General features: G+C 40.9%; 13 protein-coding genes. 4 read left to right on the forward strand and 9 right to left on the reverse strand.

Translation table 11 applies throughout. The features are described 5' to 3' along the window. Positions 1–28 precede the first annotated feature (28 nt). Together priA and AC1DO4_RS22020 are read right to left on the reverse strand one after the other, a co-directional pair. A complete protein-coding gene (priA, locus tag AC1DO4_RS22015) occupies positions 29–2,518 on the reverse strand; it encodes a replication restart helicase PriA (protein ID WP_477419726.1) in 2,490 nt (829 codons plus the stop codon). A 79-nt stretch (positions 2,519–2,597) separates the two neighbouring features. Then, entirely contained in the window at positions 2,598–2,996 is a 399-nt protein-coding gene (locus AC1DO4_RS22020; protein WP_477419727.1) for a DUF423 domain-containing protein, read from the reverse strand. 85 nt (positions 2,997–3,081) lie between these two features. Here AC1DO4_RS22020 and AC1DO4_RS22025 point away from each other — a divergent pair, with 85 nt between their 5' ends. Together AC1DO4_RS22025 and AC1DO4_RS22030 are read left to right on the forward strand one after the other, a co-directional pair. After that, positions 3,082–4,671, forward strand: a complete 1,590-nt coding sequence (locus tag AC1DO4_RS22025; protein WP_477419728.1) for a hypothetical protein — start codon at positions 3,082–3,084, stop codon at positions 4,669–4,671. Positions 4,672–4,808: 137 nt separating this feature from the next. After that, positions 4,809–6,248, forward strand: coding sequence for a DUF5723 family protein (locus AC1DO4_RS22030; protein WP_477419729.1), 1,440 nt, complete (start codon positions 4,809–4,811; stop codon positions 6,246–6,248). Positions 6,249–6,312: 64 nt separating this feature from the next. Here AC1DO4_RS22030 and tsaB read toward each other — a convergent pair whose 3' ends face one another. The 4 genes from tsaB to rpmH form a co-directional block, all read right to left on the reverse strand. Beyond that, positions 6,313–7,008: a tRNA (adenosine(37)-N6)-threonylcarbamoyltransferase complex dimerization subunit type 1 TsaB gene (gene tsaB / locus AC1DO4_RS22035; protein WP_477419730.1), complete on the reverse strand. Its 696-nt coding sequence runs from the start codon at positions 7,006–7,008 to the stop codon at positions 6,313–6,315. A gap of 84 nt (positions 7,009–7,092) precedes the next feature. After that, positions 7,093–7,335, reverse strand: coding sequence for a membrane protein insertion efficiency factor YidD (gene yidD / locus AC1DO4_RS22040; RefSeq protein ID WP_477406619.1), 243 nt, complete (start codon positions 7,333–7,335; stop codon positions 7,093–7,095). Next, positions 7,332–7,733 (reverse strand): ribonuclease P protein component, encoded by a 402-nt coding sequence (rnpA, locus tag AC1DO4_RS22045; protein WP_477419731.1) that lies wholly within the window; start codon positions 7,731–7,733, stop codon positions 7,332–7,334. The genes yidD and rnpA overlap by 4 nt, the downstream gene beginning before the upstream one ends. A 79-nt stretch (positions 7,734–7,812) precedes the next feature. Then, entirely contained in the window at positions 7,813–7,971 is a 159-nt protein-coding gene (gene rpmH, locus AC1DO4_RS22050; protein WP_184542896.1) for a 50S ribosomal protein L34, read from the reverse strand. Between the two features lie 134 nt (positions 7,972–8,105). On the opposite strand from rpmH, the gene AC1DO4_RS22055 reads away from it, so the two are divergent. Continuing rightward, positions 8,106–8,984 carry a ChaN family lipoprotein gene (locus AC1DO4_RS22055; protein ID WP_477419732.1) on the forward strand — a complete coding sequence of 293 codons (879 nt, stop codon included), beginning with the start codon at positions 8,106–8,108 and terminating at the stop codon, positions 8,982–8,984. Positions 8,985–9,073: 89 nt separating this feature from the next. Here the strand turns inward: AC1DO4_RS22055 and mscL are convergent, their stop codons facing one another. Further along, complete coding sequence (mscL, locus tag AC1DO4_RS22060) at positions 9,074–9,478, reverse strand: large-conductance mechanosensitive channel protein MscL (protein WP_477419733.1); 405 nt, start codon at positions 9,476–9,478, stop codon at positions 9,074–9,076. Positions 9,479–9,630: 152 nt separating this feature from the next. On the opposite strand from mscL, the gene rpoN reads away from it, so the two are divergent. Further along, positions 9,631–11,106: an RNA polymerase factor sigma-54 gene (rpoN, locus tag AC1DO4_RS22065; protein ID WP_477419734.1), complete on the forward strand. Its 1,476-nt coding sequence runs from the start codon at positions 9,631–9,633 to the stop codon at positions 11,104–11,106. A gap of 308 nt (positions 11,107–11,414) precedes the next feature. Here rpoN and AC1DO4_RS22070 read toward each other — a convergent pair whose 3' ends face one another. Both AC1DO4_RS22070 and AC1DO4_RS22075 read right to left on the reverse strand, forming a co-directional pair. Continuing rightward, the gene (locus AC1DO4_RS22070) at positions 11,415–12,431 is read right to left on the reverse strand and encodes a PorP/SprF family type IX secretion system membrane protein (RefSeq protein ID WP_477419735.1); all 1,017 of its coding nucleotides are present in this window, start codon (positions 12,429–12,431) and stop codon (positions 11,415–11,417) included. Between the two features lie 294 nt (positions 12,432–12,725). Next, entirely contained in the window at positions 12,726–16,247 is a 3,522-nt protein-coding gene (locus AC1DO4_RS22075) for a PKD domain-containing protein (protein ID WP_477419736.1), read from the reverse strand. Positions 16,248–16,398 lie beyond the last annotated feature (151 nt).

The following is a 16,398-nucleotide window of genomic DNA, read 5'->3' on the forward strand; positions in this document are numbered from 1 at the left end:
AAATCCTGCCCTAATCCTTAAATCGTGTTTAGTAAGGATCCACATCCGGCTGTACAATGCTCCCTTTGCTAAGCTTAGTAGTTTGAAACTGTACAATAACATCTTTCAAAATAGCTTTGGCTTTCACTATCGAGATCCCATCCTTTTCAAATTTAAGCATGATAGATTTGATGTAGAAGTTACGGATCCTGCTGATCAAAGGCGCTTCCGGCCCAATCACACGTTCGCCGAAATGTTTGCGAAGCTCATTGGCCAGGTATACAGCCTGGTTATACAACACCTCGGGATTCTTGTGCTTAATGTCAAGGTTAATAATACGGTAAAAAGGCGGATATTTGAAGCTTTTACGCTCGGCCATTTCGGTAAAATACAGGTCGTTATAATCATTGGCTATTACCTGTTTTATCACGCGGTGAAATGGATCGTAAGTTTGAATCACTACCTTGCCCTGCTTACCCCTGCGGCCGGCCCGGCCACTTACCTGGGCCAGCATCTGGAAACTGCGTTCGTTGGCTCTATAATCCGGAAATTTAAGCAGGCTATCGGCATTGATGATCCCGATGAGGGTAACATCGCTAAAATCCAAACCTTTGGCAACCATTTGGGTACCCACCAATATATCTATCTTTTTTTCATCCAGGTTATTCAATATGGTTTGCAGCGAATTACGCGAACGGGTGGTATCCAGATCCATACGGGCGATACGGGCCTCGGGAAGCAGTAAGCTTAATTCATCCTCTATTTTTTCGGTGCCAAAGCCTTTATATTCCAAATGAGTTGAACCGCAGGCTGGGCAAATGGAAGGCGAATCTTCCTTATAACCACAATAGTGGCAATGCAGTTTACCACTGCTTTTATGATAGGTAAGGCTTACATCACAATTAATACATTTAGGAGTATAAGCACAGATCTTGCACATCAGCACAGGCGCGTACCCACGACGGTTCTGGAACAATATCACCTGTTCCTTGTTTGCCAGTGCTTCGTTTATACCAGTCATCAGTACACTGGTAAAATGCGATTGTATGGTTTTCTGCTTTGTTTCTGTTGCTATGCTCACTACCTCAACATCGGGTAGCTGTACCCCGCCGAATCGCTCAGTTAGTTCGGCAAAGCCGTATTTATGGGTTTTGGCATTATGATAGCTTTCAAATGATGGCGTGGCCGAACCTAATAGTACCTTCCCCTGGTGCGAGCTGGCCAAAAAGACAGCAGCATCGCGGGCGTTGTAGCGCGGTGCAGGATCAAATTGTTTGTAGGAGGTTTCATGTTCTTCATCCACTATGATCAACCCCAGATCGTTAAACGGCAGGAACAATGATGAGCGGGCCCCCAGGATAACCTTATAATCGTTATTTAATACCTTTTGCCAAACCTCAACCCTTTCATTATCATTAAAACGGGAATGATAAACACCGATATCCGCACCAAAATAAATCCGCAGCCTTTCTATAATATGAGTGGTTAACGCTATCTCTGGCAGCAGGTAAAGTACCTGGCGGTCGTTACGCATCATTTCTTCAATAAGCCTTATATAGATCAGCGTTTTCCCGGATGAGGTTACACCATGCAGCAATGTTACGTCCTTCTCAGCAAACTGGTTACGGATGCTTTGCAGAACCTCTGATTGCTGTTCGCTCAGCTCAAAATTGGTAATAGCATCCGCATCCTGCTCAAAATGCAGCCTGCTAACATTCTTCTCCTCAGCAAACAGGATATCTTTCTCAATCAGCGCTTTAATGCTCGATTCCCCTGCTCCGCTTTCCTCAATCAGTTCGTTTTTTGTAATTGCCTTTTGATGACGGGATAGCTTAATATAGGCCAATAGTGCATCGGCCTGTTTAGGAGCCCGCTTTTCCAATATCGGAAAAAGTTCGCGCAGGTTTTCGGGATTATTATAAACTGGGTTAAGCGTAACAAAAGTGCGCTTACGCGGTTTGTAACGCTCGCTCACTTCCTCGCTGATATGGATAATATTTTTTTCAAACATCAGCTTCAAAATAGGCATTACTATTTTTTGGCCCAGCAGTTTGGCAATATCACTTATAGTAAGTTCGGGCTGAATATCCAGTGCCTCAACAATCAAAAACTCCTTATCATGAAGAGACGACCGATCTATATCAAATTCTTTATTAAGTTCAATGCGGGTTTCACTGGCCAGTTTAAGAGCGGCGGGCAGGGCGGCATTCATTACCTCGCCAATATTGCACATATAATAGTCGGCAATCCATTGCCAAAAATAAAGCTGATGGGGAGTAACCACGGGCTGATCATCCAGCACCTCAATAATATATTTGGCCTCATATTTTTCTGGGGCCAGTGTTGTTATCTCCTTCACTATTGCCGTATACAGTTTACTTTTACCAAACTGTACTACCACCCTTTTGCCTATGGCCACAACATAGTTTTGCTCAAAGGGTACACGGTAAGTATAATTTTTTGAAATAGCCAGGGGCAAAATCACTTCAACAAAGAGTGTTTTACGATCGGTATATTCAATTTCGGCAAACTCTAACATGAAATGTTTTTAAAGTAATGGGCTGTATTAGTCCTTTGTCTGATAGTCGTTTATCTTTTTTCCAAAATGTATTTGTCCTTTATCTTTTGTCCAAAACCCGAAAAGCGGCAACAGCCAACAACAGCCAGCCTAAAATAAACAACACGCCGCCCAACGGGGTTATTGGCCCCATATAAATGAGCCAGTGCCAGCCGATAATACTCCGGCAACTTAAAAGGTAAAGTGATCCCGAGAAAAATACGATCCCAAAGGTGAACAGGTAATAACAGGCTCTGATCAGCTTATTTTTTGTATCACCCTTAAATGTTGAAAGGAACAATAAAGCAAATACATGATAAAAGTTATACTGTACAGCGGTATGCCATACTTCAAGTTGACCGGCCGGCAAAACCGCTTTTAAACCATGTGCGCCAAATGCACCGGTTACAACCGCCAGCATACCAAAAACAGAAGCAGTAATGATAATTTGTTTGTTCATGCAGATATAAAAAGCTAAGTTAACCAATTGAAAGTATTACTTTAATGCCGCAGGGTAAAATTCTATCTTTGCAAAGCAAACTGCGATGAAACGACTGATAGTTACCACCATAATTTTACTGGCTGCTGCTGTATCCATTACGGTTATCTATTTTAAAAATTTAAGTCCACCGGGGGCACGCAACACCCAGGTGATGCAAACCATCCCCGATAACGCCGTTGCTGTATTTGAGTATAATAACGAGAAGGGATTTTACGATATTTTTAATGGCAATCAGCTGTTAAGCGCTGTTGTTGGCAAATCAAAACTAAACGACCTGGATACCCTGCGCAAATTATTATTATCGTCTCCGCTGTCTAACGGATTCTTCTCGGGGCAAAATGTTTTTATATCAATCCATCCTACCGACGCGGATGATATTGGCCTCCTGGTAACTACCACAGCAGCTACAGGTTTTGAACCGGATGCCTTTGCCAAAATAAGTACAAAATCAAAAGGTGGCTTAACTTTAACCTCACATCATAACGCAATAGGTTTGGAGTATGATATATTTATAAAAGCTATCAACAAACATTTTTACATCATTAAAAAAGAGGATAATATTTTCATCGGTAGTTTTTCAAAAGCCCTTATCGATCAAAGTATATTGTACCGCAGCGATAAAGGCAAAAACATATTTGTACCCCTCCCAGATCAGCAGAATTCCAATTCGCTGGCAAATTTGTACATTAATTACAGGCAGTTATCGCCCATATTCGATCAGTTTTTCAGGAATAATAACACCGATATTTTCAAAAGTTTCCGGTTGTTGCCGGCCGTTGCTGCGCTTAGCTTAAACTATAAAAGCGATGCGCTGATGTTTAATGGCATTACCGGTTTCAATAGCCATACTTTTAGTTATTTAAACCTGTTTGCCAACCAGCATCCGGTTATCARTCGTTTAAAAGATATTTTCCCGGCTACTACTGCATACAGTATTAATTTCGCGGTCTCTGATCCGCAAAAGTTTGCCACCGATCTTTCGCAATGGCACATTAAGGCTGGCGTGAGCGCCGAAAAGGATAAACTATTTGGAAAAATAAGGCAAGAAACAGGCATGTTTTTAAAAACCGAATTTGAACATTTGCTAAGCAATGAGTTTGCTGTAGTAACTACTCGCTACCAGGAAAAGTATGCTATAGTGTCTGTTAAAGATGGTTCAAAACTATTGCCGTTAATGACCAACATCAGTACCATGACCACTGATAATGTTGGGCAATTTAATTATGAAAAGCTACCGTTTTTTTTATTGGGCGATGCCTTCAGTATTTTCAGGAAACCCTACTTTATGATCATAGATAACTACCTGGTGCTGGCAGCTACTCCGTCGGAGCTGCTAAGCTATACCGATACTTATATCAACCGCAAATTCATCAGTAAAAATGAGCAATATAACCAGTTTGATAACCTACAGGCCGAAAGAAGCAACGTAGCCTACTTTGTCAACTTTAAAAACGCCCAACCGATATTAAAACGCGACCTTAAAGAACCGCTTTACAACAGCTTTGAAAACAACCAACCCGGCTGGAGGAATTTTTATGGGGCAGCTTATCAGTTTACATCATCAGACAATAACTTTTATACTAATTTCTGTATGCAATTAAACAATATTGATACCGCAATGTTAAAGAAGTAATTATTTAGTCTATTACACAACCCCCTTACACTTAAATACGTTAAAATACTGATTAATTTATTCTTTTTTATTGATATTCAATTTTGAATTTTATCTTTAAAAAATCATAGAAGACTAAGGCAGGTGAGATATTATATATGAATAAGATTTTAATTATTTTTTTCTTTACGTTTTTTTCCTTCTCGGTTTCTGCCCAGCAATTTTCACAGTACAATACAGGTACACTTTATGATTCTTTTGAAAACCCCTCTGTAAGGTCATTCATACCAGATTCAAGCAGGCAATATGCATTCAATTTTTTTATACCAAACTTTGATGCTAACGCCTATGTAACAGGCAATATACAGCAAAGTGTAAAAAGCAGACTATTTTCTGCTTATCCTTCGTATGGTTCGGGCAGGTTAACCGTGGGTAAGAGTAAAACAAACCATTTCAACGTTAATGTAAATGCGTACGCCATAATGCTTAAAGCGTTTACCAGTCTTAACGGGGATGTGGAGATGGGTTTTTCGTACCAGACAAAGTTAGAATCCCGGGGGACTGTCAGTGATGAAACCATTGCCTTGCTTGACGGCGGTTCAAAATTTGTAAATGGCGCCGTATACAATAATATTTTCAACGATCATTTTTTGATGCAGTCCTACAACCAGTTAGGGTTTTCGTACAGGGAACGCATCAATAAACAGTTGGCGTTGGGTTTTAAAATAAGCGGCTTATTGGGTATTAAGTATTCAAAGTTTGATATTGATGGTTCGCGGGCTCAATTTAATCAGCTTACCAGCCAAGCAATTATTACCATGCGTGGCCGTTATTATTCAAGCTATATACCAGGAGCTCCGTCTGCGCGTGATTATTTACCAACGTTTCGCAGCCCGGGAGCCGCCATATCATTAGGAGCATCATACCTTACCGAGGATAAAATAACCATACAGGCTAATATTAAAGACCTCGGCTTTATTCACTGGAGCAGCCGGTCCGCAATATCTGATTTTAATAATACCGAAACTTATGGAGGCCTTACATCAGATCATCGTGAGGATAGTATTTATAATCATACTATGAATATATTAAGAAGCTCCCCGGTTACAAAATCGTTCACTACAAAAATAAATGCCAAAGCCGAGTTGAGCGCAGCAAAAACTTATTGGATAGATTACGATAATAACTTTAAATACACACCAACACTTGTGGGCTCAAAGGAAATATGGTTTACCGGTTTTACTACCGCTCTTGTTAATCACGTACAGTACCATAATTATACCGGCACGCTTACAGCCAGTTATGATGATATGAAGCTGTTTAATATTGGCTTACAATTTATGTATAAAAACCCCAATACTGAATTTTACATAGGCAGCGAAAGACTGTTGAATACCACCAGCTTTGCAATGGCAGCTTTAGGTAGCCAAACGCAAATAAGCCATAACGGCTCCTATTCGGGCATGGATCTGTATATAGGATTCTCGATGAAATTTGGGGCGGTAATTGAGCATCCCATGAATGCAAGCTATATCCCGATGGGCGAAAAAGGTTTTTTGGGCAGATTATGGGGCCGCATATTTAAAACGAATAAATAACGTCAGATAGATATAAGATGTGAGATATGAGATTTTAGGCAGGAACCTTTCTCATATCTCATATCTATAAAACTTTCTTGCCGGCAATAAAATCTTTCAGGTAATAGGGTTCAAAATAGGCCACATCTTCAAAATCATTATTACGGAACTTTTCGGCAGCCTTTTGGGTAAGGTAAGTTGCCGAATTTTCAAAATTGTTTATAAACAGCGCATTAGGATTTGATCCTAAAACACGTTCGCATTTATCGGCCCCATCACCAAAAAACAAAACTTTATGCCTGCTCAGCAGCTCGCTGAAACTATTTTCGTCAATAATATCAGCAGCGGTCGCCCTTAGCTTTTCACCATCAGCATTAAACACCGCACAATAAACTTCCATGCGGCGGGCATCTATCATGGGGCACAAAAGGGTGCCTTCGCTAATTACAATACCAGGATAATTATTAATAATACCGTAAGCCATAGCCTCCAGCGTTTCAATGGCTATAAGGGGTTTATCCAATGCAAAACAAAGTCCTTTGGCTGTTGATACCCCTATGCGCAAGCCTGTGTATGAGCCAGGGCCACAGCTTACCGCAATGGCATCCAGATCACGATAGGTATAACCGTTACCGGTTATCAGTTCTTCAGTAAATAAAGTAATTACTTCGGCGTGTTTGTTGCGCTCATTTACCTGTTTAAAAGCTAACACCTTTCCACCGGCAGCCAGCGCTACCGAGCAGGATGTTGTTGCAGTTTCAATTTGTAAAATGAGGCTCATGAGTTAAGTTTTGAATTCGGGATCCAGAGTCCTGAGATTTTAGTAACCACAAAATTAAATTATCACTTAAAACCTTCAACTGAATTATGGTACAGGGTCATGACCATGCCCGCCCCAGGGGTTGCAGCTGGCAATCCTTTTTATGGTTAGCCATCCGCCTTTAAAGGCACCATATTTTTTTATAGCTTCTACACCATACTGCGAGCAGGTTGGTGTATACCTGCATGAAGCGCCTGTTAATGGCGAGATAAAATACTGGTATATTTTTATCAGCAATATAAAAACGCCACCTATCAGCATTTTAATCAACCTCACCAGCGCCATCATACTATTGCATTGTTGGCAGCCGTTAATTGCTCTCCAAGCTGGATTAGCAGCTTTTGCATCTTTTTTTCGATCACGCTGTATGGGGCAATTTCTTTACCAATATAACCTACCGATAGCACGATAGTTTTATCGGCCGATTGCAGCAAATTGTAAAGGTTTTGTTGCTTGTGCAGCCTGTACGATTCGCGCATATAGCGTTTTATTAAATTACGGTCAACCGCACGCTTATAACGCCTTTTGGGTACCGAAAATAATACCTGTACAGGATATCGCTGTGGTTCGGTTTGATACAACCACGAGGCTTTAAATGGGTAACACAAAAAAGAAGAGCCGCTATGAAAAAGCTTATCGATAAGCCTTTTATTACATAACCGTTCTTCTTTCTTAAAAGTATACATAGTTGCCTTATTGGAACCGGGATTTAAGCAGTTAATCGGTATCCATTGGTTTGCCTACAGGCAAACCAGCGCAACCGGTTTATGCTTTGTGACTACCCTCGTCAGAAACAGATAATCTTTTTCTGCCTTTAGCTCTTCTGGCTGCTAATATTCTCCTGCCGTTAGCAGTCGACATGCGTTCACGGAATCCGTGTTTATTTCTTCTTTTTCTTTGAGAAGGCTGAAACGTTCTTTTCATGGCTATTTTATTCTATTCGTCGTTTTAAAAACAAGAGCGCAAATGTAGTAATATTTTGAAACTTTTCAAACACTATTTTTCTTATTTGTCATTCCGTTTTAGTTAGTGTAAATTAAAGGTTTTAAAACCATAATATGAAATCAGCCGGCATCCTGTTACTTATGTGTTTACCTTTTATATCCCTGGGCCAGGAAATACCCGTTTCTCACTATAAAATATATAACACAGCTACTCAAAAACCGGCCACAGTTGCTGATATTATCAGCAGTATGAACAAAGCCGATGTACTGTTTTTTGGCGAAGAGCATAATGACTCTACAGGACATATACTGGAGTTTGAACTATTTAAAGAACTGGAACAACAATATCCGCATAAAACCGCCTTATCTATGGAAATGTTTAGCACCGATTGCCAACTTGTGCTTAACGAATACCTGGGCGGCCTCATTCGCGAGAAAAACTTAATCAGCGACGCCCGCACCTGGCCCAATTATAAAGATTACAGGCCACTGGTTGAACTTGCCAAACAAAGCCAGGTGCCCGTGATTGCGGCCAACGCGCCATCCCGGTATACCAATATGGTTACACGCGGTGGTTTGGGCAGTTTACAACAACTGGATGCGCAGGCAAAAACTTACCTTGCTCCCCTGCCTATTGATACAGCTACAGGTGTGTATTATGACAAATTTGTAAAAATCATGGGCGGGCATAGTGCAATGGCCGGTATGCAAATCTATCAATCGCAAAACCTTTGGGATGCTACCATGGGGTGGTCAATAGCTAAATTTTATAAAAGCCACTCCGGTTTTAAAATATTGCAGCTTAACGGAGGTTTCCACAGCGAAGAAAAATTAGGCGCAGCAGCCCAACTTAAAAAATATGCCCCCAATGTAAGGTTACTCACGGTAGCCGCCTATGCCGATGATAGTTTCGACAATCCCGATTGGACCAAATTTAAACAACTGGCAGATTACATTATTTTAACCGATCCCAAGCTACCGCGAAGCTTTTAGGTAAGGTTCGGGGAGTGTGTTACGCGGTTCGAGGGCATGAAATAAGCACATTTAAAATATCGTCTCATGCAACACGCCCCCCTCATCTGTTATTTCTTCGCCGCTAACAAATCACGGATCTCGGTAAGTAAAATTTCTTCTTTTGTGGGTACCGGTGGTTCTTCCGGAGCGGCTTCCTCTTTCTTTTTAAGGGTGTTTATCCCTTTTACGATAAGAAATATACAGAAAGCTACGATCATAAAATCGATCACGTTGTTGATAAACAAACCGTAATTGATAGCTGTTTCAGGTACTTTATCTACTGCTGGTTTAAGCACATACTTAAGGTTTTTAAAATCAATACCACCGGTAGCCAAACCAATTGGCGGCATAATGATATCAGCTACTAATGATGTAACAATTTTACCAAAGGCAACGCCAATGATAACACCCACTGCAAGGTCAACAACGTTGCCGCGCATGGCGAATTCTTTAAACTCTTTCACGATAGCCATAAGATTTATATTTAGTTATCTAAAGTAACGAATAAAATTTTATCGTATCCAAACAAATTATTTCATTTTGCATTTATCGTCATTACTCCAATTACTTATAAGTTATTTTAAAGTTAATGGTAATTGATGTATTTTTGAACACTACGTTAATTATGCTTAAACAGAATCTTCAACAAAAACTTTTACAAAAGCTCTCGCCGCAACAAATACAATTTATAAAATTGCTGCAGGTGCCTACCGTTTCGCTTGATACCCGCATCAAGGAGGAACTGGAAGAGAATCCTGCGCTTGAAGATCTGAGTTTAACTAATTTAAACGAGCCTGTTGAGGAATACCCCGACCGCGACCCTGATGAAGACACCTTTAACGGTGATGAAGAAAAGGGGGAAATGGATGAGTTCAACATTGATGACTACCTGCAGGATGATAGTGTAAATGATTACGGATCGCGCTATGACCAAAATGGCGATGATGAAGATGAGCGTAAAGAGATTCCCATAGCGGTTCAGAGCTCGTTTTTTGAGAGCCTGCAGTTACAGCTCGATTTGCTTCCCTTAAGCGATAAAGACTTCAGGATAGGCAAACAAATTATAGGAAGCCTGGATGACGATGGTTACCTGCGCAGGCCCATCATGTCGCTTACTGACGACCTGGCCTTCTCGCAAAACATAATGGCCGAGGACGAAGAGGTTGAGGACATGCTGAAGGTGATACAGGGCTTTGACCCGGCTGGTGTAGGTGCACGCAGCCTGCAGGAATGCCTGCTGATCCAGCTCCGCAAAAAGGATCCTAACGACCCCATCATCAAAAAAGCTATTGTTGTGGTTGAACAGTATCTTGATGAATTTACCCGCAAGCATTATGATAAGCTGGAAAAATCATTAAACATGGACTCTGACGAGTTACGTGGTGTTATCAACGAAATTTTAAAGCTAAACCCAAAACCGGGCGATTCAAACGAGGTGAACACCAAGCAAATGCAGGTGATACCCGATTTTCATATCATCAATAATGATAGTGTATTAATACTTACACTGAACTCCAAAAATGCTCCCGAACTGCGTGTAAGCAGATCATACCAGGAGATGTTTCAGCATTATGATAAAGCTGCACAAAAGGATAAAAAACTAAAGGAAGCAGTGCAGTTTGTAAAGCAAAAGCTCGATTCGGCAAAATGGTTTATTGATGCCATTAAACAGCGCCAGCAAACTTTACTAAAAACCATGAACGCCATTATGCAGTACCAATACGAATTTTTTCTGACGGGCGACGATAAAAATTTAAAACCCATGATCCTAAAGGATATTGCCGACAGGATAAATATGGATATCTCTACCGTATCGCGTGTGGCCAACTCAAAATACGTACAAACCGAATTTGGTACATTCCTGTTAAAATCCTTTTTTTCGGAAGCAATTCAAACCGAAAGCGGCGAAGAAGTTTCAAACAAAGAAGTTAAAAAGATACTGGAAGAACACATCGGCAACGAGGACAAACGCCACCCGCTGGCTGATGAAAAACTTACCGATATACTAAAAGATGCCGGCTACAACATAGCCCGCCGTACAGTAGCCAAATACCGCGAGCAAATGAACATCCCGGTTGCAAGATTAAGAAGGGAGCTGTAAATGTGCAGATTTCAAATTACAGATGTGCAGATTTGAAAATAACAAATAGATGCAGATGGAAATAATGTGATTTACCATTTTAAATCATCTGCACATTTAAAATCTGCATATCTGCACATCCGAAGTTCAATCATCTGCACATTTGAAATCTGCATATCCGCACATCCAAAGCTCAATCATCTGCACATTTGAAATCTGCATATCTGCACATCCGAAGCTAAATCATCTGCACATTTGAAATCTGCACATCTGCACATCCGAAGCTCAATCATCTGCACATCAAGAGCCCCTTCAGGGGGTTGGGGGGACTAAAACGTATGTTGCGGGCAGGTAACTTTATACCGGTTATTCAGCAGGATCCCTATTACAATTTCATGTGAGCCGTTACTTACTGTATTAAGCGCCGACGTAGTAAAATCATAGGAGTAACCCACATTTACAAATGAGCTGAGGTTGAAGCCTACCAAGGCAGCAAACGAATCGTTACGGCGGTAGGAACCTCCTATCCAGAATTTATCCTGGAAAGACATTTTCAGATTCAAATCAAACGTTGTTGGCACGGGCTGTATCACCTTTACCAGTACCGAAGGGATAAGTGTTACATCATCTGATAAAAAGAGCTTGGTGCCTGCTGTGAAGAAGTAATGGGGTACAGTTTTATTTTGCGTTGCACTGGTTGAAGTAGTTACATATAGGTTTTGAGGTAATACCTGTTGTACCGATACACCAACAAAATAATCAGATGCATAAGCCCATACCCCTATGCCCAAATCAGGTTTCCATTGATTATTATTGATGTTGTTCAATATGGGATCCGTTTCATCGGCAAAGTGAACCTGCGAAAGGTTTAGCACATTGTGGCTCACGCCCGCAGATACACCAACTGCCAGGTTGAGCCTGTCGGTAATACCAAGATGATAGGCGTAGGTAGCATTAATATTGGTTTGTGTGATAGGACCCGTTTTATCTGACACCAGAGTTAGCCCGATACCATGGTGCGGCTCGGCAGCCTGGTATTGCTGTGTGTACGATCTGCTCGACGGATTAAGCCCTCCGCCTGCCGGGAAAGCCGTTGCGTCTCCCTGTAAAAACTTATTCCCAATGGGTGCATTTACAGTTAAATAGCCTGTTACCGGGGCACCTTCAAGCCCTGTCCACTGGCTCCGGTAACCAGCTTTTACATCAGTATAATTTTCAATACCGGTTAAAGCAGGGTTCAAAAGGTAGTTGTTAAAAATATATTGGGTGTACTGCGGTTTTTGCTGTGCATCAACAAATTGTATACCGGCTACAAAAAAAACAATTGTGTATAAAATTCTTTTCATTATTTGTCTAATGATGGTTACATATCCCGGAACAACCTTACGTCCGTTTTTAGTATTTATTATATAATATCCGGTTCCGGATGGAAAATTATTTCCATTATTTCTACTATTACGGGGTATGCTGTAACCAATTGACGAATATAACCCTTTCTCCGTATCTGTTGTATAAATCAATTGTATAAATCAAACAATTTTCTAAATTTTCGCTCTTCCCACACTCATTTTACCGTACCTACAGAAAGGAAAGAGTGCTATCGAAAAAAACTATTAAATCTGCGCTTTCGTTAAGGTTGGTTACCTGATAATAGTTATACTGCCAGAAACAGCCTTACGCCCGTTTTTAGGGTTAATGATATAATAATATGTCCCGGATGAAAGATAATTGCCCTTGTACCTGCCATCCCATGGAATTGTATAACCCATTGAAGAATATATTTTTTGGCCATATCTGTTAAACACATCAACGGTGTTGTTTGGATAGTCACCCAGGTATTTAATTTCCCATAAGTCATTTTTGCCATCACCATTAGGCGTAAAAGCATTGGGTATAACAAGGTATTTTAATACTTTAACCGTAACACTGGCCGTATTTGAGCAACCTTCCTCCGAGGTTACCATCAGACTGTAATCTGTCGTTTCGGCTAAGGTTGCCGTTGGGTTTAATACATCATCATGATCCAAACCTGTTGACGGGTACCATTTATAGCTTAAATTATGACCGCTTGCCAGGGCCTTCAAAGTAACCTGGCTCCCTTCAAGCACGGTAACAGGCCCATCTGCCGATACCGTTGGTGAAGGATAAACCAATATCTGCTGTTTCACTGTATCGGGGCAGCTGTTTTGGGATGAATAAATATAACTTATCTCGGCCGTACCTGTACCGGCTATCGAAGGATCAAACAAACCACCGGCATTCACCCCTTTACCTGAAAACACACCTTTGCCCATTGGTCCTACGATATTTAAAGGTGCAAGCTGCACAGGCTTATCCTCAGGGCAAATAGCGGGCGCCTGGGCAAATGTTATTATATGTGCCGCTTTTACAACGATGTTAAAATCCTGAATATTGGCACACACCCCGCCAGAATAGGCAGCCACGTGCACATTGAAGGTGTGGTCGCCATCGGTAAACATGGGGTAAGTATAACGTAGTTGCTGGCCGTAAACCGGGTGTTCATAAACCCTCAATGATGTGGCATCGGCTGTGTTAAAGGTAACCTCAAGCCGGGTAATACTGCCGAAATTTACAGTTGATCTATTTTCAAAAAAAACCTCTCTATTGCTGCACAAAGCAGCAGGATCAGGCACAACAACATTCGCCTTAGGAATATCGCCGTTAACAACAAATGTTTGTGTTTTAGTGTACGTACAACCGTATTTTGTGGTAACCTTTAAGGTTACCTGGTAATCATTCCGTGCTTCGGTATAATGATGACCGGGATTTTTTTCTGTCGATGTATTATCTGCAGCACTGGCATGCATATCTCCAAAATTCCATTGGTAAGTAAAACCGGATTCGGTATGATCGCCAATCATACTGTTATCTTTAAACTCAACCAGATCGGCAACACAGGCATCGGGTAAAATAAAATCAACCACTGCAATATCACTTATTTCTATTGCTTTTACTTTTGGCAAGCCCATACAACCGCCGGCGTTAACCACTGTTAATTTCACGGTATAAGTGCCGGCTGTTTTGTAAACGTGGGTAAATGGGGTATTATCAGCTTTTTCTACCACCGCGGTACTATCGCCAAAATCCCATAACCATTTTGAAATAGCACCATTACTGCTTGTAGAATGATCTGTAAAGGTTATATCCAGGCCGGGGCAGTACGGAGCCAAAAAGTCAAAATCGGCAACAGGTAAATTAGTAATGTTAACCGGTGTTGGATCTGATACATCGCCACAGCCATTTTCGTTGATAACAGTTAGCCTTGCATTGTAAGTACCGGTATGCTCATAAACATGCGACGGGTTTTGTACAACATCGGTATGCCCATCGCCAAAATCCCATAACCGTATTTTGGTTTCGCGGCCATAGGTTTGTGATGTATCCTTAAAAAAGGTAGTATCGCCTAAACATGAACCTGCAAAACTAAGCCTTGCCACCGGTGGAAGAGCCATATTAAAATCAAGTTCAACATCTTCGGCCGAGCCACATTCATCGGCTATGGGGTTAAATACGGTTGCCACCACACTGTAATCTCCGGTTGTGTAAATTTTATCATCACGATATTCATACAAATAGAGTGTTTGATCGCCCCTAACTGTAGTTGATTTAACAAGTGGATTACTATCAAGATAGGTAGTACCGTTTTTAAAATCCCATTTAATGCTGGTTGTTTTAAAAGGCAGGGTTAACTGGAGCTTATAGGTTGCACCTGTACACCCATTTAGTTGCGAGGTACTGCTTTGCGGATCTTTCAGGGCTATAAACTCGGTAAGGTTTTTAAGATTGGCGCCGGCAGCGTATCCATATGATTCGGCATTGCCAAAACCATAGGCTATGGCGTTAAAACCATCAGAAGCACTAATGTGGTGCACGCCATTATTAACTGCAATTTGCGCATATGAATAAACAGGATTGGCGGGAACAGGTATAAATTTTGTATAGGGACTGCCGTCAAGTGCAAAAGTGGGTACGGCGTTTGTTTTAATAACTACATTAATAAAATTATTAATGATTCTGAAATTACCGGTTGAATTTAAGGTTACATGATCAAGCGTTTGCTCAAGCGGATTAAGATATATCATTTCAGGATCGCCGGTATCCTGGTTTGCATCAACACAGTTGATAGTTTTAAATTGTGTTACAGCATATTGAACAACCTGTACCTGTTTATTGGCAGTAATAACGTTGGGGGCATCTGAATTAAATTCGTAATAAAGCCCCCCGGTGAAATCCGATGGCAGAAGGTTACGTCCGTTTAAATTTACAATAGTATTAGGATCGCTCAATATGATCCTGAAAACATCGTAATTTCGGCTTTTTAAAGGCGCTGTGATATAGTTTTTCCCCCAGGAGGCAGTTGGATATACCTGTTGGAAAAGGTTATCAGATGTGTTATTTACCGTGTTACAACCTATAAGTATTTTTGAACTACCAGAAAACACAGCTACTTTTTTACACGAACCAGCCTGTGTACTTATTGTACGGATGCGTGTGCCGGTAAGGTCATTATCTGCAAGGCCCTGGTATACCTGGCCTTTGTTTAAAATTATAGTAAACGGTTTTCCCGGAGGCTCGCCGTTAAGCAAATATGTTTTGGGTGTTATTTCAACGGTGGTATTATCTTCGGTGCCAATAACCGCAAATGTTGAATAGGACGCTTTTTTTTCTGTTATGAGCGAATTGGATAACTGAGTGTAATTAATAGATACATAATCCTTACCAAGCACATTTACCGGCAGTAAAAGGGTTGCCCCCGAAACGCTTTGCGCAAAAATGTGAGCGTAAACGGCTATAGGCTTTTGTGAAGTGATATGGATCCCTTTAGTAGAAAAACCTTGCTGATCTAAAAAAGCGCTTGCCGGTATTGAAACTGTCAGAATGCCCCTGGCAACTACATCATAGCTTTCAGAAAATGAGCCATCGGCAATAACCACGTTTACCGTAGTATTAACATCGGCTGTAATATAAAGGTTCATCTTGCTCACATTACCACGGGGATCTGTTGTTGTTGGGGGAGTAATATGATCCATGTATACCGTCCAAAACTCGGTTCCCAGGTTTGAAAAACCACCCTGTGCACAGGCACCTAAACTACAGCACAGTAAAATAAAGACCGAAATTATCGCCCGTAAAAATCTCACCCTGGTATAAATGTTTAATTGGCCTTATTTATCTAAATGGTTAAATATAAAACTACTTTTTTAAAAAACGTAATGTTATAGCTGTTATACCAGGGACATAAAGTGAGAGATATAGAACATGGGGTTTTTAATTGCAGTTATAAGATATCAT

It is taken from the genome of Mucilaginibacter sp. P5_A6 (genome assembly GCF_056400585.1).